This window comes from Thalassomonas actiniarum, assembly GCF_000948975.2.
Classification (GTDB): Bacteria; Pseudomonadota; Gammaproteobacteria; order Enterobacterales; family Alteromonadaceae; genus Thalassomonas; species Thalassomonas actiniarum.
The window spans coordinates 5,944,231-5,961,923 of the sequence record NZ_CP059735.1; the positions used below are offsets into that span (position 1 = coordinate 5,944,231).

The 17,693-nt window shown below is 47.2% G+C and carries 16 protein-coding genes and 1 riboswitch; of the genes, 9 read left to right on the forward strand and 7 right to left on the reverse strand.

Annotated elements, in window-relative coordinates:
• Positions 1-387 precede the first annotated feature (387 nt).
• The 6 genes from SG35_RS25785 (at position 388) to SG35_RS25810 (ending at position 10,329) form a co-directional block, all read left to right on the forward strand.
• On the forward strand, positions 388-2,523 hold the full coding sequence (locus SG35_RS25785; RefSeq protein ID WP_044833036.1) for a winged helix-turn-helix domain-containing protein: 2,136 nt from the start codon (positions 388-390) through the stop codon (positions 2,521-2,523).
• Between the two features lie 118 nt (positions 2,524-2,641).
• Positions 2,642-3,988 (forward strand): TolC family protein, encoded by a 1,347-nt coding sequence (locus SG35_RS25790; protein ID WP_044833037.1) that lies wholly within the window; start codon positions 2,642-2,644, stop codon positions 3,986-3,988.
• Positions 3,989-3,992: 4 nt separating this feature from the next.
• Complete coding sequence (locus tag SG35_RS25795) at positions 3,993-5,201, forward strand: efflux RND transporter periplasmic adaptor subunit (protein ID WP_044833038.1); 1,209 nt, start codon at positions 3,993-3,995, stop codon at positions 5,199-5,201.
• Positions 5,201-8,380: an efflux RND transporter permease subunit gene (locus SG35_RS25800; RefSeq protein ID WP_044833039.1), complete on the forward strand. Its 3,180-nt coding sequence runs from the start codon at positions 5,201-5,203 to the stop codon at positions 8,378-8,380. The genes SG35_RS25795 and SG35_RS25800 overlap by 1 nt, the downstream gene beginning before the upstream one ends.
• Complete coding sequence (locus SG35_RS25805) at positions 8,355-9,035, forward strand: response regulator transcription factor (RefSeq protein ID WP_044833040.1); 681 nt, start codon at positions 8,355-8,357, stop codon at positions 9,033-9,035. The genes SG35_RS25800 and SG35_RS25805 overlap by 26 nt, the downstream gene beginning before the upstream one ends.
• Positions 9,036-9,051: 16 nt before the next feature.
• Positions 9,052-10,329, forward strand: a complete 1,278-nt coding sequence (locus tag SG35_RS25810) for a sensor histidine kinase (RefSeq protein ID WP_044833041.1) — start codon at positions 9,052-9,054, stop codon at positions 10,327-10,329.
• A 126-nt stretch (positions 10,330-10,455) separates the two neighbouring features.
• On the opposite strand, the gene SG35_RS25815 is transcribed toward SG35_RS25810, so the two are convergent.
• The 4 genes from SG35_RS25815 to SG35_RS25825 form a co-directional block, all read right to left on the reverse strand.
• Positions 10,456-11,337: a S1 family peptidase gene (locus SG35_RS25815; RefSeq protein WP_236702595.1), complete on the reverse strand. Its 882-nt coding sequence runs from the start codon at positions 11,335-11,337 to the stop codon at positions 10,456-10,458.
• Positions 11,338-11,557: 220 nt separating this feature from the next.
• A complete protein-coding gene (locus SG35_RS25820) occupies positions 11,558-11,887 on the reverse strand; it encodes a hypothetical protein (protein ID WP_044833042.1) in 330 nt (109 codons plus the stop codon).
• Positions 11,888-12,360: 473 nt separating this feature from the next.
• Positions 12,361-12,443: riboswitch (cyclic di-GMP riboswitch) on the reverse strand.
• Between the two features lie 266 nt (positions 12,444-12,709).
• Entirely contained in the window at positions 12,710-12,817 is a 108-nt protein-coding gene (locus tag SG35_RS32150) for a CCGSCS motif protein (protein WP_160298300.1), read from the reverse strand.
• 100 nt (positions 12,818-12,917) lie between these two features.
• On the reverse strand, positions 12,918-13,388 hold the full coding sequence (locus tag SG35_RS25825) for an SCO family protein (RefSeq protein ID WP_044833043.1): 471 nt from the start codon (positions 13,386-13,388) through the stop codon (positions 12,918-12,920).
• On the opposite strand from SG35_RS25825, the gene SG35_RS32155 reads away from it, so the two are divergent.
• Entirely contained in the window at positions 13,375-13,638 is a 264-nt protein-coding gene (locus SG35_RS32155) for a cytochrome c oxidase subunit 3 (protein WP_084692743.1), read from the forward strand. The two genes, SG35_RS25825 and SG35_RS32155, sit on opposite strands and share 14 nt — an antisense overlap.
• Positions 13,607-13,900 carry a cytochrome C oxidase subunit IV family protein gene (locus tag SG35_RS25830; RefSeq protein ID WP_044833044.1) on the forward strand — a complete coding sequence of 98 codons (294 nt, stop codon included), beginning with the start codon at positions 13,607-13,609 and terminating at the stop codon, positions 13,898-13,900. The genes SG35_RS32155 and SG35_RS25830 overlap by 32 nt, the downstream gene beginning before the upstream one ends.
• Before the next feature lie 93 nt (positions 13,901-13,993).
• Here SG35_RS25830 and SG35_RS25835 read toward each other — a convergent pair whose 3' ends face one another.
• Positions 13,994-14,344, reverse strand: a complete 351-nt coding sequence (locus SG35_RS25835; RefSeq protein ID WP_044833045.1) for a RidA family protein — start codon at positions 14,342-14,344, stop codon at positions 13,994-13,996.
• A gap of 172 nt (positions 14,345-14,516) precedes the next feature.
• Positions 14,517-14,780, reverse strand: coding sequence for a hypothetical protein (locus SG35_RS25840; protein ID WP_044833046.1), 264 nt, complete (start codon positions 14,778-14,780; stop codon positions 14,517-14,519).
• 266 nt (positions 14,781-15,046) lie between these two features.
• Between SG35_RS25840 and SG35_RS25845 the strand changes: the two genes are divergently transcribed.
• Positions 15,047-15,541 carry a MarR family winged helix-turn-helix transcriptional regulator gene (locus SG35_RS25845; RefSeq protein ID WP_044833047.1) on the forward strand — a complete coding sequence of 165 codons (495 nt, stop codon included), beginning with the start codon at positions 15,047-15,049 and terminating at the stop codon, positions 15,539-15,541.
• 10 nt (positions 15,542-15,551) lie between these two features.
• Here the strand turns inward: SG35_RS25845 and SG35_RS25850 are convergent, their stop codons facing one another.
• Positions 15,552-17,495 carry a BCCT family transporter gene (locus tag SG35_RS25850; protein ID WP_044833048.1) on the reverse strand — a complete coding sequence of 648 codons (1,944 nt, stop codon included), beginning with the start codon at positions 17,493-17,495 and terminating at the stop codon, positions 15,552-15,554.
• Positions 17,496-17,693 lie beyond the last annotated feature (198 nt).

The following is a 17,693-nucleotide window of genomic DNA, read 5'->3' on the forward strand; positions in this document are numbered from 1 at the left end:
CAAGCATTACAGCAAAAATTTGCCTGAGTGATTGCCTGGAACAAAGAGGCTAGTGTTATTTTGTTTGCTAAAGTTTGTTTTAATTTTTCCCCTTAGTGTTATCTTTTATGAAATGGGGCAGATAACTACAATCTCTGGCAAATCTATTCTATATCTATTTAATCTCTTTTTTAGTTTTCAGCATAAATAACAACAAGTTGAAGACGAGTAAAATAAAGTTTCATTAGCCGCAGCCAATTAAATAAAACCGGCTTTTAAGCAAATATTCCACCTGAAAACTCCGGCTCCTGGCGATAGAAAGATTAACAAAACCGGCAATAAGCTTTAATATGCAGGCATCAATGGATATTACCCAGTGCACGCATTCACTAAGGCTCAAAAATACATATGAAGGTCAATCAAGCTTTTTCTATTGGCTGTTGCCATGTACTGCCGCTTGAGTCTGCCATTAAAATTGCCGAACAGGATAAACAATCGCTGCAACCTAAATTCATTGAAGTCTTATATTATCTCGCCCGGGAATATCCCAGGGTGATCCCCCGGGAAGAATTGATCAACCAGGTTTGGGGCGGCAATGAATATGTCGGCGAAAAAGGCCTGACCAACGCTATCTGGCATTTAAGACAAAAACTTAATGCCGTGATTGAAGACGGCGAAGTGATCGAAACCATACGTAAGGTCGGCTACAGATTATTAATCCAGCCCCAATGGAATAAGCAAACCCCAGAAATAGCCGAAACAAGTTTTTCTCCGGCAACAGCTACGGCTGCAAGCCCAACTCAAAAAACCAAGCGCCCCCAGGCAGCAATACTGTTATTACTGTGTTTACTCCTGGTTTTAGCTGGGAATTATTTTTTCAATCAAGCCAAACCGCTGCCCCAGACCAAAATCACCCAGATAACCAAAGACCCGGGCACAGAATTATTTCCGGCCCCTTCGCCCGATGGCCGTTATATCGCCTATCAATGGCGCACGCAAACCGGTGCCAGCAACCTTTACCTGAAAGATTTACAGCACCCCAAGGTTGCCGCAAAACAATTAACCTTTGACAGCGCCAGTGAAGGGCATTCTGTGTGGAGCCATTCCGGCAACTCCTTATATTTTGCCCGCTATCACAGCAAACAGAATAGCTGCGACATAGTCGAACTCAATATTGCCTTAAACCAGGAAACCAACCTGACGGCTTGCCCGGCAACCGGCGGCTACTATTACATAGATATTTCCCCCGACGATAAAACCCTGGCTTTTCGCGGCTCCGAGCCGGGGGAAGAATATAGCGGCATCTATTTTTTCGACCTGGAAAACCGCGGGCAAAAACCAAGACGCTTTTCCTGCCTGACAAATTGCGGTTATAAAGACAGGGATTTTGCTTTTTCCCCCGACGGCCAGAGTGTAGCCGTAACCCGGCGCGTTAACCGTTTTAATGAAAACCTTTATCTCATTGATTTAGCCACTAAGGCTGAAAAACCTTTAACCGCGGGAGAAGAAGATATTGTCGGCCTCAGCTGGCACCCGCAAGGACAATACCTGGTTTATGCCACCCAAAGGGCAGATATTCGCCGGGGGTTTATTTTAAATGTTAACAGCTTAACCAAGCAGGATATCGGCATCGAAGGCTTTAGCTATCCGGCATTTGCCAAACGCAGCGGCGCGCTTTTTTATCACCAGCGCAAAGAAAATTATCAACTCGCCAGTTTTGCCTTAAATACGGAGGTTGCCACCAGCCCGTTTCCCCTGCTGCAGTCGGAATTCAGCTACCTGTATCCCGACTACTCAAGCCAGGCAAGACAGATTGTTTATGTCTCCAATGAGTCCGGTTTTTATGAGCTATGGCTTGCCGATGCCAATGGCCAGAACCGTCAGCAGCTAACCCAGTTTAAACGCACCATACGTTATCCGGCCTGGTCGCATCAGGGGGATAAAATTGCCTTTTTAGCGCCAACCCCGGATGAGCAAAAGGAAAGCCTCTATATACTCGATGTCGCGACCCATAAAATTACCGCCATCAAAGCGCCTTTTACCACTTATAACCGCCCCGGCTGGAGCCCGGATGGCAGCGCCATTATTTCATCTGTGCCCCATGACGACGGTAAAGATCTTTTCCGGTTTGCCATCGACAGCAGCAGTTATCAGCAACTCACTGATGATGATGCCAGATATGGCGTCATGATCTCCGAAAATGAACTCTTATATACCAGCCTAAGTAAAGGTTTGTGGTATCGAAATTTCGCCGACGACAACAGTGCGCAAATAAAAATTTCGGGAAATATTTTTAATGGCCTTTATAGCTGGCATTACTTTCAGGGGGGCATTTATTTCAAACAAAGTTTAGCCAAAGCTCAGCAATTGATGCGCTATGACTTTGCCAGGGAGAAGCTAACCCCCCTTATTCGCCTACCGAGAAAAACCTTTCAAGGGGGCGGCTCCTTAACCATGCTGCCTTTAGAAAACAAGCTGTTGTTCAGCTCCAGCCGCTCTCCACAAGCAGATATCAAGCAACTGGCACACCCGCTGTTTAACTGACTTGAGACCGAAACTCAGCTGTCAGTCAAAGATAATCGAAACAGAGAAAGATTTCTTAACCCTGATTTAACGCCCCTAAGCGTAAACTTTAGCCTTACTTTAATACGTGAGGTTATTCATGAAGCAGCCAACATACTTTATCAGCATCATAAGCCTTTGTTTATTGAGCGCATGCTCGACATTTGACGATGTTGCTTTTGATGATAAAGCAAGTACTCAACTGCAGGCCCTGGCAAAGACAAGTTTCGAGCAGGCAAACCAAACCGCTGCTATCCCCTTAACAGAGTTATTGGCAATAGGGGAAGTCAATCATTTAATTACCACAGCACTCGCCAATAACCCGGGATTACAGCAAACCTGGTTAACCCTGAAAACAGCAGAGCAGCAGCTCAAGGTTACCTCAACAGCACAATGGCCGGATATTTCAGCTCAGCTCAATGCCACTAAGACGGAAGCGAATTCGGCAAATTACAACCCCGGCCTTAGCGTGGCATGGACAGTAGATATATGGCAGCAACTTGCCAACGCCACCAGTGCCGGGGAAGCCAACCTGGCCGCCTCCGGTTATGCCTATCAGGGAGCGCGGGATTTACTGGCAGCAAATATAATGCAGTCCTATCTCACCCTGGTGCAATATGCACAGCTTATCGATATTGAAAAACGTAAGGTCTCCACCTTAAAAACCAACGAAAGCGTGATTGTCGACCGTTACCGTAAAGGTTTGATTGACTTAAAAGACCTGGATACCGCCAAGTCGTCGACCCAAAGCAGCCAGGCGACATTAGTGGAATACCAGGAACAATATCAACAGGCATTAAGAAACCTGGCTTTGCTTACCGGGGTAACAAAAAACCAACTGATATACCGCAGTGAATTTCCACAGGTCGTTATGCCTTTGGATAAAATACAGTCGCAAAACCTGGCGCGCCGCCCGGATTTACAGCAGGCTTATCAAGGCATCATTGCCGACCAATACCGGCATAAGGTGGCCTATAAAGCCCTGCTGCCTGACCTGTCCCTGTCAGCCTCACTTAGCAGTACGAACACCAACCTGCATGATGCCTTATTCGGCAGCAATGCCTGGCAGTTGCTTGGCCAGTTAACCGCCCCGGTTTTTAATGCCGGTAAACTTAAAAGTGAAGTAGAGATCGCCCGGTTAAGCGCGGAAAAAAGCTATTGGGCTTTTCAGGAAACCTTACTTTCTGCGGTCAACGAAGTGGATAACGCCATAGCCCAGGAACAAGCCATCAGCAAACGCCTGGTCTTAACGGAATCCGCCCTGCAAAGCGCAAGACGCAGCGAAATCACCTATACCGAGCGCTATCGCCAGGGCACGGTATCTTTAATTGATTTACTGCAGGTTCAACAACAAACTTTTTCACTACAAACACAAGTCACCCAGCTCACCTATCAGAAATTAAACAACCGCATCACCTTAGGTTTGGCGCTGGGCTTAGGAGTATAACGGCATGCCAATATTAACCAGAAAATCTCTTATCACCTTAGGCGGTTTCGCCAGCATTTTTATTGCCGTTGCTATTAACGGCGTATTATCGGCAAATCAGCAACATACTCCTGCGCCTAAAGTCGCGCCCCAATATCCTGTGGTGTCGGTAACCGAGGTAGCCCCCATCAGTCACCGGGCGTCCATTACCGCTTACGGTGAAGTAAAATCGAGAAACCAGCTGACCTTAACCTCTCAGGTCAGCGGCCAAATCACCTATTTATCCCCCAAATTTCTCAGCGGTAAAACCTTAGAGAAAGGAGAGTTGCTGGCAAAAATTGAACCTATTATTTATCAGCAGGCATTGGCAGACGCCCGGGCAAATTTAGCCGATGCCACACTCGCCCTGGCACAGGAAGAATTAAACAGTACCCAGGCAGCGCAGGAATGGCAGCAGTCGGGGTTGGCCAATGAGCAGGCATCTGATCTGGTATTGCGAAAACCGCAACTGGCCGCCGCCAAAGCCAAATATGCCATGGCCAGCAAAGCCGTTGCTAAAGCGGAATATGATTTGGCGCAAACCCGGATAACGGCGCCGTTCGAGGCCCTGGTGGTCGCCAAAGAAATACAAATAGGCAGCAATGTCCAGGCGGGAAGTGCCCTGGGTGAGTTATATGATATTGCCTTATTTGAAGTTGCCCTGCCCTTATCCCTGCAGCAGTGGCAGTTATTACCAGCCACAGGCGGCAGTGAAAAGTTAACAGATATTCAGATACAACTTAACGACGAAGGCTCTGAAAAACAATGGACTGCGCAGTTCGACCGTTTCGAGCAGCATATCGACAGCCAGAGCCGCCAGCGCGCTTTAGTCGCCGTTGTCAACAACCCGATCAAACAGCAAACCCCGCTCTTCCCGGGGACTTTCGTAAAAGCCACCCTGAGCGGCAGCGCCGTGGACCGCTTATGGCAACTGCCGGCATCGGCATTAATCGACAGTAATACCGTGTGGCAGGTAAATGAAAACGGCGTATTGGACTTTTTATCCGTTAAGGTCGTTTTTGCCCGGGGCAAACATATCTATGTGCAGCCGCTGGAGAATAAAAGCCGGGCACAAATCGTCAGCCGGCCGCTGTCGAGTTATTTACAGGACATGAAAGTCGATGCCCGGGTCGAAACTAAAGCCGAAGTGAGTACCGAAGTTAGCACCAAAGTAAATGCCGAGGAAACAATATAATGACAGATGTTAATAAACCTCAAGGTATCATTGCCTGGTTTGCCGGCAATTCGGTGGCGGCAAACCTGCTGATGCTCGCCATCATCTTTTTGGGCATCATGTCTTTTAACCAGCTAAGAAAAGAGGCCTTTCCTCCCTGGCCGACGGACTCGATCACGGTATCCATGACCTATGACAGCGGCGATGCCAAGCTGTCGGAAGAAGGCATTGCCATAAAAATAGAAGAAGCGCTGGCCAACGTACAAGGCATTAAGCGCATTTCCTCGACCTCAAATGCCAGCGGCAGCAGGGTAACGGTGGAAGCCTTGTCCGGCTACGATTTGGACATACTGCTGCGGGATGTCAAAGCCAAGGTGGATGCCATTTATAACTTTCCCGGCGATGCAGAAAAGCCGGTTATCGATAAACAAAGCCGCTTGCAACACGCCTATTCGGTAAAAATTTTTGGTGACAGCGACCGCAGCGCTCTGCAGGCCGTCGCCGAGCGGCTGAAAGTGGATCTGCTGGCACAAGCGGCGATTTCCAATGTCGAGATCAAAGGCAAGGCCGAGCCCATGATGTCGATTGAGCTTGACGAGCAAAAACTCCAGGCCTATCAGCTGTCATTTTCCGATATTGCCAATATCGTCAATAACGAGTCCTCCACCGCCATTTCCACCAGTTTGCGCAACGAAAACAAGGTAGTACGCCTTAAAGTCGCAGAACAGGCCTACCGGCAAAAAGAGTTTGCCAATATTCCCCTGGTGACCTTAGCCGACGGCAGCCAGATCAAACTTGGCGATGTCGCAAAAATAGAAGACGACTTTGCCGATGATGTTTTCGTGGTCGGCCGCTATAACGGCAAACCCGGCATAGGGGTAGAAATCAAGGTCGATGAACACGGCGACGTCCTGAAAATTGTCGAGCAGGCGGAGCTAGTGGTGGCCAAGTGGCAGGAAAGCGCCTTATTACCGCAAAACATGACCATGGAAACCTGGGATGACGGCGGCACCTTAATTCGCGACCGCCTGGCACTACTGATCAAAAATGCCTTATCCGGCATTGCCCTGGTATTCCTGGTACTGGCGCTGTTTTTAAACCTGCGGGTCGCCTTTTGGGTCACCGCCGGTTTACCCTTTATCTTTTGCGGCACCTTATTTTTCATGACCGACAGCTTTACCGGCATGACCATCAATGAAATGACTACCTTTGGCTTTATCCTGGCACTGGGCATAGTGGTCGACGATGCCGTAGTGGTCGGCGAAAGCATCTACGCCACCCGCAAAAGCCAGGGGGACAGTCTCAACAGCACCATAGCCGGTACGCAAAAGGTCGCCGTGCCGACCATTTTCGGGGTGTTAACCACAGTTGCCACCTTTATCGCCCTGGCCAATGTTGAAGGCGGCATGGGGCATGTTTATTCGCAGTTTGCCGTTATCGTCACCATTTGCCTGTTGCTGTCGGTGGTAGAATCCAAGCTGATCTTACCCTCGCATCTGGCCCATTTAAACACCCGCAGAGAAGTAAAACCGGGCCTGGCCAACCTCTGGCCCCGCCTCCAGGCCAAGGCGGATTCTGGCCTGCAATGGTTTAACGACAAGTTATATAAACCCACCATAGAAAAAGCCATCAGCTACCGCTACGGCGTGATGTTTGTTTTTATTGCCGTGTTTATTCTCGTGATCGGCATGCCGCAAAATGGCGGGGTGAGGGTCGCTTTTTTCCCGGATATTCCCGGCAGCGTGATCCAGGCCGACATGAGCATGCAAAACGATGCCAGTTTCGGTCAGACCCGTAAAAACCTCAGCTTTATCGAACGGGCGGCAATCAGCGCCGATGAGCAACTGGCGGCAGAACATAACTGGCAAGGCAGTGCTATCGATACCATAGAGGTGATCGGCGAAAGCGATCTGTCCGGCACTATCGTGGTGGAATTAACCGACAGCGCCCCTTATGGTTTAAACGAATTTGCCCGGGTATGGAAAACTATCGCCCAAAAACCCGAAGGGGTGCGCAAACTCGATATCCGCTCAGGTTTCGGCGGCCGGGACAATTTCAAGGTAGAATTAAAAGCCTGGAATACCGATACCATCCGCGAGGCGGGACAGGAAATCAAAGGCGCCATCAGCCAGATAGCCGGGGTCAGCGGTATCGACGATAATTTCGATTCCGGCCAGGCACAACTGAGATTTACCCTGACCGAGCAGGGGCTGTCGCTGGGGCTGACCACACAAGGATTATCACGCCAGGTATTACAGGCCTTTGGCGGAGAAATAGTCCAGCGCTACCAAAGGGGCAAAGACGAAGTTAAGGTCAGGATCCGCTACCCGGAAAGCGAAAGACAAACCGTTAACGATGTGATGAAAGCCAATATCAGGCTTGATAACGGTCAGGTCGTGCCATTGGCGGTAGTGGCAAAAGTTACTTCAGAGTATCAGCAAAACGAAATGACCCGCATCTCCGGTTTACCGGCGGTTTATGTCAGCGCCCGTGTCGACAAAGACATTATTTCTTCAAACGAGCTGGTAAGCGAACTGAAAAAATCCCTGATCCCGGCCCTGGAAAGCCGTTATCCGGATCTGGCCATTCACTTTGCCGGAGAAGCCGAGCAGCAGCAGGAAACCGCCAGCTCGATGACACGTTTATTTATTATGGCGATGGCGGCAATTTATATCCTGCTGGCCATTCCGCTGCGCTCTTATGTACAGCCGTTGATTATTATGACCGCCATTCCCTTTGGCCTGGTCGGCGCGATTTTAGGCCATTGGCTCAATGACATGGTCTTAAGCATTCTATCTTTTAATGGCATTGTTGCCTTAAGCGGGGTGGTGGTGAACGACAGCCTGCTACTGGTCTCCCGCTTTAATTATTTAAAGGCGAAAAAAGAAAAAATAACCGATGCCATAGTTCTGGCCTGTACCGGGCGCTTACGGGCGGTATTGCTGACCTCAATTACCACCTATGCCGGACTGATGCCGTTATTAAGCGAAACCTCGGCCCAGGCCCAGTTTATTATTCCGGCGGCGGCATCGCTGGGTTACGGGATCTTATTTGCCACCCTGATCACCTTGATCTTAGTGCCGTCATTACTCATGATGCATCAGGATGCGATCGCTTTACTGCAAAAGTTAAAGCACAAGCTGACCGGCCAACATTCACAAGAGAAGGGTTTAAATGAGCATCAACATACTGCTGGTTGAAGACGATATCGACCTTGCCGCCACTGTGGTCGACTACTTTGAAGTGGAGTCCATTAGCTGCGATCACGCAGCCAATGGCGTACACGGCCTGGCACTGGTGGAAGCCCACGATTACCAGGTGATCTTGCTCGATATCAACCTGCCGGAAATGGACGGCTTTACCCTGTGCCAGAAAATCCGCGACAGCAGCAATGATACCCCGATCTTAATGCTGACCGCCCGCGATACCTTAGTGGATAAAGTGGCAGGCTTTGATGCCGGCACCGACGACTACCTGGTCAAACCCTTCGAAATTGAAGAGTTGCTGATACGGGTAGTGGCGCTGTCAAAACGCCGCAGCGGCCAGGTCAGCAAACTCAGCGTGGGCAAGCTGGTATTGCAGTTAAAAGAAAGAGTCGCCTTTTTTGACGGCCGGGAGCTCAAGCTCACCCCCATCACCTTTAAACTGCTGGAAAAACTGATGCGGGAGTCGGCCAAGCCCGTCTCCCGCGCTGTGCTGATGCATGCCGTCTGGGGGGAAGAGCAGCCCGACAGCAACAGTTTAAAAGTACATATCCATCATTTACGTAAACAACTGGAAAAAGTGCAGGCAGATTTGTCCATAGAGACCGAACCCGGCTTCGGCTTTACCTTAAGAGAAAAAGCAGCGCTATAACCAAGGTTGACCCAGCATGAGTATTCGCACCTATATTTTTACCTTATTGACCGGCCTGATACTGCTGATAGCGGTGGGACTTTCTTTTCAAAGTGCCCGGTTTTTTATCGACTCTTTTGGCATGGTGGTTGAAAGTATGATGTTTAACATTGGCCAGCAATATCCTGAGGACGGAAAAAGCGAACAAACCATATTAAAATACCATAGCACCACCGAATGGCATAAAGTGCCCCAGCCGGTGCGGGATAAATTTCCAACCATTCCCGCAGAAAAAAATAAACTGCACAGTAAATTCATCGACTGGATTTATATTCAGCCTCCGAAGAAAATATATTCCCTGATTGTGGTCGAACGGGATAATAAAACCGTCTTTGTTTCCCATTTTAATGAAGATGTCCACGCCAAGCGCCATGAAAAACACCCTAAAGATAATTATCTCATCGATCCAATGATCCTCATTATTCTGATAGGCCTTTCGGTGCTGGCAATTTTCATCCTGGTATTGCTGTATATTTTTAAGAAAATTGCCGTGCCGGTTGAGTCGCTGCAACTATGGGGCAAAAACTTGAAAATAAACGAATTAAACAAGCCGCGCCCCGACTTTACCTTCAAAGAGCTCAACGGCTTAGCCAAGCTGATGCATGAAAACCTAACTTCTGTCGCCGATGCGGTAGAGCGGGAACAGGCCTTTTTAAGTTACGCCAGCCACGAACTGCGCACCCCGATTGCGGTGATCAGAAGCAATGCCGCCTTGCTGGAAAAAATCAGCCCGGCGCCGACAGAGAAAGAGCGCCAGATCCGCGACCGGATACAACGTGCCAGCTTAACCATGAAATCCATGACAGAAACCTTATTATGGTTAAGCCGGGAAGGGAAAACGGAAATGGCCGTTGAAACCACCGCCCTGGGAGAATTAGTGAAAAATACCCGGGCAGAGCTGGCATATCTGCTTGCCGGTAAAGAAGTGACGGTCGAGGTAGCAGTGGATAACAGCCAGGTTGCTCTGGCAGTAACCCCCAGTATTATTGTGCTCAGCAACTTGATCCGCAATGCCTTTCAGCACACGCAACAGGGGCATGTTGATATCCGCCAGCATGGCCATGAGGTTATCATCACCAATATCACCTCAAAGCAAATAAAGGCAAATGCCAAAAAAGAAGAGCTGGGGTTTGGCCTGGGTATGAAATTAGTGGAAAAGCTCACCCGGCAGTTTGGCTGGCCGTATCAACTCAGCCAGGTCGCCAACGGTTACCGGGCCAGCATCAGCTTTCACCACAGTGACAGCAAAAAATAATTTCGCTGATGAACGACATTTTTTTGGTAAAAGCAGGCTAAAAACGTTGTACGCCGATAGAGTTAAGCTTAACTCTATCGGCTGCCCCGCCAGACTGAAACCAGCCCTTATCTCAGGTAAAACTTATCAGCTGTTGTTTATGGTATGGTTGATCCATTTTATATAACTGGAAATTCTGACCTGATAAGAACGATTGCCGTACAGGCCGTTTTTAAATGAAGCCAGATCTCCCTGCCAATAATCCCAGCTTACTAAGCCTGCCAAATAAGGCGTATTGTTTTTATGGATAACAGAAGGACCGCCGCTGTCGCCGTTGCCTTCAATGCCTTCGAGTTCAAGCCCGTGGGGCGGGCGATCAAATTTCAGCGATAACCAGTTCGCTTCTAATGTTTCGATCTCATTTTCAAACCGGTTTAAGACCTTAAGAGATTTAGTCCCTTTGACCTCTCCGGTAAGCCCGTCTCCCGTTGAGCCCTTGCCATAAACGCTTACGGTTTTCCCCAGCTCATCCGCCTCGCTATAGAGTTTTATCGGCGCAACCTCGTGAACACTCGATGCCAACTTCACCAGCGCAATATCATGATTACTTTTGAAAAAGTCCATCAAAGGCTTGGCATCCCCTTGCGTCAGAGACTTATCCGGTTTTTTATAACCCGGGTGAATAATAACTTTTTCTACCTGATAACTTTTATCACCGATATCAATCATCTTGCCCTGATAATCATAAAAAATCACATGGGCAACCGTCACTATCCAGTTTGGTGAAATCAATACCCCATGTCCGTCATGGGGCATATCAATCAAATATTCCGGCGGCTTAACCACCTGGTAAGCTGTCGCGGGAATATCATGGCGCTTGATCACGGCGCCACAGTATTGCGAAAAAAGTAACAATATCAGGGGAAAAACAAGGTTAATTTCATCTGTGACTTCCATCTTTTTTGAGGTTAATAATCCGGGGGTAAACTGAGCCTGCTTACGCTTTTGCGATAATAGCGACGCCTGCATTTCCAGTTAACCTCTAGTAAGATGCCTAAAAGTCCGGCAAGGTTTAAAACTTAAGTATTATTTTTATCAATAAATTTGAGTTTGCAGCAATAAGCAATAACGATAAGGTCGAAGAAAAACTTAAAGCCAGACTCAATAACACGGGAGATAAACCGTCCCCTCAGCCATTACCAGGCACACTTGATATAAATCCGGGTTCAGCCCGGTTTGTCCGTTGTTTTCACCTGCCAGCCCTGTCCCCGCGCTCTTCTTCCTTACCGGCATTATTTATTGTGCGATCGGCATAGATGGCAATGACCTGAGGGTAACGTAATAAGGTTTGTTTTTGCTGCTCGGTAAGTTTGGCGCCTATGGCATTAATGATGGGAAGCGTATGGGTGATCTCGCCTCCGGCAGCTAAGGTGAGTTCGGTAATGGTATCTGTATTTGTTCCTTTCACTATATAACTAAGGCTGGAGGGGGCTTGATTAAACTGCGCCAAGACAGACAGACACGCCAAAGCAATCGCCAGCGCGAAAACAATTTTTACGGTTTGCTTATTTTGAAACATCTTTTCTCCTTATGCCAATTGCATTAAGTAAATGACCAAAATTCGGTGAGGATAAATTTTCAAGAAACCCCTTTATCGTTCCAGACTAAAGCTAAGCACCTGCATCCATGCAGGCGAGGCGTTTGATTGAGCAATAGCAAGCTATTGTGATTGAAAACAACGCAAGACTTGGAAATTTAGACCACCCGGAGATGGTTAGATATTTAATAAAATTGGTATTAACTTAAACGACCAGTTAAAAACGAATACTCGGATGTTCGATAACGCCCCTGTGCCCTGAAAAAAGATAAGATAGTTTTCACAGGCAAGACCTTGCCCTGCTTTCCCGGCAAGCACGGTAAAAGCGCCTTGGAAAAAATAACTAAAATTGACTTGTCTCTGGATTTAGAGACAGCAGTAAAGACAGGTTTAACTATATAAATAAACATATGCATGCCCTAATAATTCATCATTTAGGAACATACCGAAACAAAGGTTGCAACCTCGCTACCCTAGGTTTCCCCTTAGGCCGTAGGCTTTGCGTCCTTATCTTTCGATAAGTTTGCCAGACCCGAATATAACAAGTGTTTATTTATTGTACAACTCTTGATTGTGGAGTTGATGCGCGAAAAGAATATAAAGACAAAGCCCCGCCATTATCAAGAATTTGACTTTATTGAATTTTCTCAGGAAGATTGAACAGGAAATAAAATTGCTTTATGACGTCGGTATCTCACAGGGAAAAAACCTCAAAGGTTTCATAAAAGAGAGATAACCATTACCCGATAAATTTTATCAAAGTAATGGTTCGTTTTATCCTTATCGCCTTTTAAAAAGGCGAATTTACTGGCCTTCGCAGCTGCCGCAGCAAACACCATTTTCACCGTGCACTCTTCTCGGCTCCTCAGTTTCCTGGCTTTCTTCAAGGGCATTGTCAACCTGATTTGACACTACGCCATATCGTCGCTTGCCTGTTCTTTCTTGGATTTTTTAAAGATATTAAACATAATATTTTCCTCTGGGTAATGAATAAGAAATGTTAAATTTTGAGCTAAATAAGCTTGTTGTCGAGCAAGTAGCCTTGTATCGACTTCGCCAGTTTTTCTGCCGAGGTAGCGGTATCAAAAACTCCCCGCACCCGGCCCTGTAAATCAATGAAATAAATATAAGTACTGTATGAAAATAACGAAGAGGTATCATAATGTTTTCCCTCGCCGCCGTGGTGTTTACCATGGGCTGCGCTATGCTCGCCGCCTTTGCCGTGATGTACGTCATCTTTTGGGATCTGTTTTTTCCGGTATTGGGTGCTCACCTGGATATCTGAGGTTTTGCTGTAGCGGATGTTATACAGCTTTACCGCTTTATCTATTTCACTTTTATCTTCGCTCAGGCCAATAAAGTCGTCATTGAAACAGGCTAAATACTTCTGCAGATGCGCTATGGTATCGTAGTCGGGATCAACAGAAACAAATAAAACCAGGGAATACCAGCTAAACGAACAGGCAGGGATCAGCCCGCGCACCAACTACTACTTTGCCGGCTATTACTACATTACCTTCAACCACTTGCTGCATGTACTGATAGGCACCTGCACCACCATTTTTACCGCGATATTAACGGCTGTCGGTTATTACAACCGGTCATCCCATGAAGGCCTGGAAAGCGCCGCCAGTTACTGGCATATGGTTGATTTGGTGTGGATCCTGATTTTCCCATTGATTTATGTTTTGAGGTCAGCAAATGCTAACAAACCTGTACCGACGCGCCCGTAGATCTTGTTCCGAACAAAGCTTCAATATCTGGCTGCGCCTTATCGCCCTGACCCTGCCCAGCGCCGCCATCGCCGAAACCGGTAACACCAGTGTGACCGCCACGATTGTTGTTTGCCTGATCGTGATGGCAAAAGGACACTGGGTGATAGGTATTTTTATGGAATTAAAACATGCTTCCCCGCTAAGCCGAAGAATAGTTAAAGGCTACTTTTACGGCATGACCATGCTGGTCGGGGTGATAGTTGCCTATTCGCAAATATGATTTCAGGGACTTGGCCAATAAGCAAACATGCCCATATATTAATAACGGAATAAAAAACGGCTGTCAGGCCAGCCCTATCTTTCGGGAATCAATTTATTTTTCTGCGGCCACCACAGAGATTTCCACCAGCAGCTCTTCACGCGCCATATTGGCGGTAACACAAGCCCGGGCTGGCGCATGGCCCTGTGGCACCCAGCTATCCCAAACCGCATTCATTTCGGCAAAGTAACTCATATCTTTAACATAAATAGTGGCAGATAAGATATGCTCACGGTCACTGCCCGCCTCTTCAAGCAAGGCATCAACTTTCATTAACATGGTTTGCGTCTGTTCGGTTATTCCCCGGGTGGAATCGGTGCAAACCTGACCGCACAGATAAATCACGCCATTATGTTTCACTATCCGGCTCATACGCTGTTTAGTGTCAATTCGTTCAATAGTCATCTCGGCAGTTCCTTGTCTGACTTATATTTCAGGCATAAAAAATAGCGTAAGCGGCTTTGTTGATTTTTGCCATTTTCTTTGGAGAAAAAGCAGGTGAACAGCACTAAGGCGATAACTTTAGCTTGTCCCGAAGCGCCTCCCTTTGGAGGCGCCCGCATAAATACCGCTTAATTTAACCGGCTGATTTTGCAGCGTCATAAACCCTTTGGCATTTTGCCAGCGCAGGTGCCAACCCCGGATTTTCCAGCGCCGGAGAGCCGGGCATTAACACTATCGGCGGATATTGCTCATAAGCCGTACCGGTACAGTTCATGTATTGTTGAAAGAGAAGTAAATCTTTCATATCTAACTCCGGCAGGACCTGGTTATCAGCCTGGGCACTTACCGCCGCCATAGACAAAACACTGGCTAACAAACACTTTTTGCTCATCTTCATTGTCATTCCTTTTTATTCCTTTTCATTAGATATGCTTACAAAGGCAAGTTGCAGATTCAAAGACACAAGCCTTCTTGCAACCTTAAGAAACACCGATGAAAAAAGTGTTTATAAAAAATTCATTTTTTGGAGATTAATGATAAACCCGGCTGTTTTAACCCCTTTGTTATTATGCAACCCCCACCACAACAGGCATCAGAGATTAATTACAATTTAAACCGTTAAATGCTATCCTTTGCGAATATTTAAATTCTGATCATTATCGAATGGAAAAATACGAAGAACTCTTGGTATCAATTCGCAAAGTCATTCGCGCAATTGATTTGCATTCCAAGCAACTTAATAAATCCTCCGGCCTCACCGGCCCGCAACTTTTGATCATGCAGGAAATAGCAAGAGTCAAAGGTGTTACCGCAAGCCAGATTGCCAAAAGCATCAACCTGAGTGCGGCAACCGTCACCAATATTTTAGACAGGCTGGAACATAAAGGACTTATTAACCGGGTACGAAGCACCGAAGATAAACGCAGGGTCAGTTTATTTTTGTCAGAAAAGGGACGTAACTCCTTAATCGATGCCCCTCAGCCCCTACAAGAGCATTTTATCCAAAATTTTTGCGGCCTTGAAGACTGGGAGCAATCCTTACTCTTATCCTCGATGCAGCGCATTGCCACTATGATGGATGCCAATGAACTTGATGCCGCCCCGGTATTGGAAATTGATCCTATGCACATGAGTACGGCAACACAAAATGAAGAATAGCGAAGCTTCGCTATTCTCTTAACAAGTGCAAAAAGTGCATATGTTTCTGGTACTGTTCAATCACATCATTGATAACCGCAATTTCTGACCACCCCATAATATCGTAATCCTGACCACCTTCCAGCAGATGCACTTCTGCCCGGTAATAGCTATCGCTGTCTTCCAGGGTAAAGTCCGGCTGGGCCAGTTTCTTCTTATGGACGCCGTAGATAAAGTCATGTTCATCACCGTGAAAAACCTTAAACGCCAGACCGGTTTCCGTCACAGAAACCTCTGCACTGATATTGTTGGTTTCAAACTGCTCTTTAAGTTTTGCAAAGGCTTTTTTCACGGTTTTATTAATGAAAAAATCGGCATTTTTCTTGTCCGGCGTTGACACTATATTATCCAGCTTTTCACGCCAGTCTTCAGCCTTATCATAATAATTGCTTGGCACAACATTAATTTGCAGGCTCTCACGTTTTGCCGATTCTATCTGCAATGCTTTGATCAACCCAAAACAGGCCATCAGCAAGACAATGGAAAACGGCAAGGCACTGGCTATGGTCATGGTCTGCAAGGCATCCAACCCGCCCGCCAGGCTCAACACCGCCGCAACGACACCGACACCTATCGCCCAGAACAGCCTTTGCCATAAAGGGGTGTCGTTGCGTCCGTTTGAACACAGCATATCAATCACCATGGCCCCGGAGTCACAGGAAGTCACAAAGAAAATCACTATCATCAGGATGGAAAGTCCGGTCAAAGCGGTCGCCCAGGGGAAATTCTCCAAAAACACAAACAAGCCTACGGCAGAGTTTTGACCTATCATGGTCGTCAGCTCAGTGACCCCCTGATCCACCACCAGGGAAATGGCCGAATTACCGAAAATCGTCATCCACAACAAGGTAAACGCGGTAGGTACCAGCATGACGCCGATCACAAACTCCCTGATGGTTCTGCCTTTGGAAATCCGGGCAATAAACAGGCCGACAAACGGCGCCCAGGCCAGCCACCAGCCCCAGTAGAAAATGGTCCAGCCGCCAATCCAGCTTTTCTTTTCATAGGCAAATAAGTTAAAGGTATTGGAGACAATATCGGAAAGATATGCGCCGATATTTTGCACATAAGCCTGTAATAAAAACACTGTCGGCCCCAACACAAAGATCAGCAATAACAGCACTATCGCCAGTCCCATATTAATTTCTGACAGGATCTTAATGCCCTTATCCAGCCCGGTAGCCACGGAAATGGAAGCAAAAGCGGCAATCGCCACCATGATCAGCACCTGGTTGCTTTGGCTGACCTCAATAGAGAACAGGTAATTAAGCCCGGCATTGACCTGAGACGCCCCCAAGCCGAGGGAGGTGGCAACACCAAATACCGTGCTGACCACGGCAAAAGTATCTACTATATGTCCCGGCCAGCCATAAATACGATCGCCGATAATAGGGTGCAGAGCAGAGCGCAAAGTCAGCGGCAATTTATGCCGATAGCAGAAATAAGCCAGGATCAAAGCGACAATAGCGTAAATGGCCCAGGCATGCAGCCCCCAATGGAAAAAGGTAATTTTCATCGCCTCTTTGACCGATGCCAAAGAGCCCTGCTCAGCCGTTGGCGGCGAAAGATAATGCATGATCGGCTCGGCCACACCAAAGAACATCAGGCCTATGCCCATACCGGCGGCGAACAGCATCGAAAGCCAGGTAGAGAGTTTATAGTCGGGACTGATGTGATCCGGCCCCAGCTTTATCGAGCCAAACCTGGACATGCTCAAATAGATGACAAACCCGAGGATAACGGCGACCGTCAGTACATAAAACCAGCTGCCATTGGCAATGATCCCGGCCTGGATATTGGAGAAAAACCCGCTGGCGATATCCGGCGTGAAAATGGTAAACAGCAATAAGCCGATTATCAGTAATGACGAAGTAAGAAACACCGGGGGGTTTATCTTCGAAACATCTAGCTTCATAAAACTTCTACTACATATAATTAGAATTCAAATCATTGTACAGCATGGATTAAAACATCACAAAAAGTTAAAAACGTTTAAATATGATTTACATAGCCAGTAATGCTACCCTTATTTGTTATAACACTAAGCAATATGAAGCAATATTCGTTTTTATCGGAATCAGCCATATTAATTAGAGTTGTTATAAAACAATTA

What these genes read in the sequence shown, in the direction of transcription:
- SG35_RS25845 (WP_044833047.1), top strand. Translation starts at nt 15,047, where the DNA reads ATGGAAAAATACGAAGAACTCTTGGTATCAATTCGCAAAGTCATTCGC.
- SG35_RS25815 (WP_236702595.1), bottom strand. Translation starts at nt 11,337, where the DNA reads ATGCAGGCGTCGCTATTATCGCAAAAGCGTAAGCAGGCTCAGTTTACC.
- SG35_RS25785 (WP_044833036.1), top strand. Translation starts at nt 388, where the DNA reads ATGAAGGTCAATCAAGCTTTTTCTATTGGCTGTTGCCATGTACTGCCG.
- SG35_RS25790 (WP_044833037.1), top strand. Translation starts at nt 2,642, where the DNA reads ATGAAGCAGCCAACATACTTTATCAGCATCATAAGCCTTTGTTTATTG.
- SG35_RS25835 (WP_044833045.1), bottom strand. Translation starts at nt 14,344, where the DNA reads ATGACTATTGAACGAATTGACACTAAACAGCGTATGAGCCGGATAGTG.
- SG35_RS25840 (WP_044833046.1), bottom strand. Translation starts at nt 14,780, where the DNA reads ATGAAGATGAGCAAAAAGTGTTTGTTAGCCAGTGTTTTGTCTATGGCG.
- SG35_RS25810 (WP_044833041.1), top strand. Translation starts at nt 9,052, where the DNA reads ATGAGTATTCGCACCTATATTTTTACCTTATTGACCGGCCTGATACTG.
- SG35_RS25805 (WP_044833040.1), top strand. Translation starts at nt 8,355, where the DNA reads ATGAGCATCAACATACTGCTGGTTGAAGACGATATCGACCTTGCCGCC.
- SG35_RS25795 (WP_044833038.1), top strand. Translation starts at nt 3,993, where the DNA reads ATGCCAATATTAACCAGAAAATCTCTTATCACCTTAGGCGGTTTCGCC.
- SG35_RS25850 (WP_044833048.1), bottom strand. Translation starts at nt 17,495, where the DNA reads ATGAAGCTAGATGTTTCGAAGATAAACCCCCCGGTGTTTCTTACTTCG.
- SG35_RS25820 (WP_044833042.1), bottom strand. Translation starts at nt 11,887, where the DNA reads ATGTTTCAAAATAAGCAAACCGTAAAAATTGTTTTCGCGCTGGCGATT.
- SG35_RS25800 (WP_044833039.1), top strand. Translation starts at nt 5,201, where the DNA reads ATGACAGATGTTAATAAACCTCAAGGTATCATTGCCTGGTTTGCCGGC.
- SG35_RS25830 (WP_044833044.1), top strand. Translation starts at nt 13,607, where the DNA reads ATGCTAACAAACCTGTACCGACGCGCCCGTAGATCTTGTTCCGAACAA.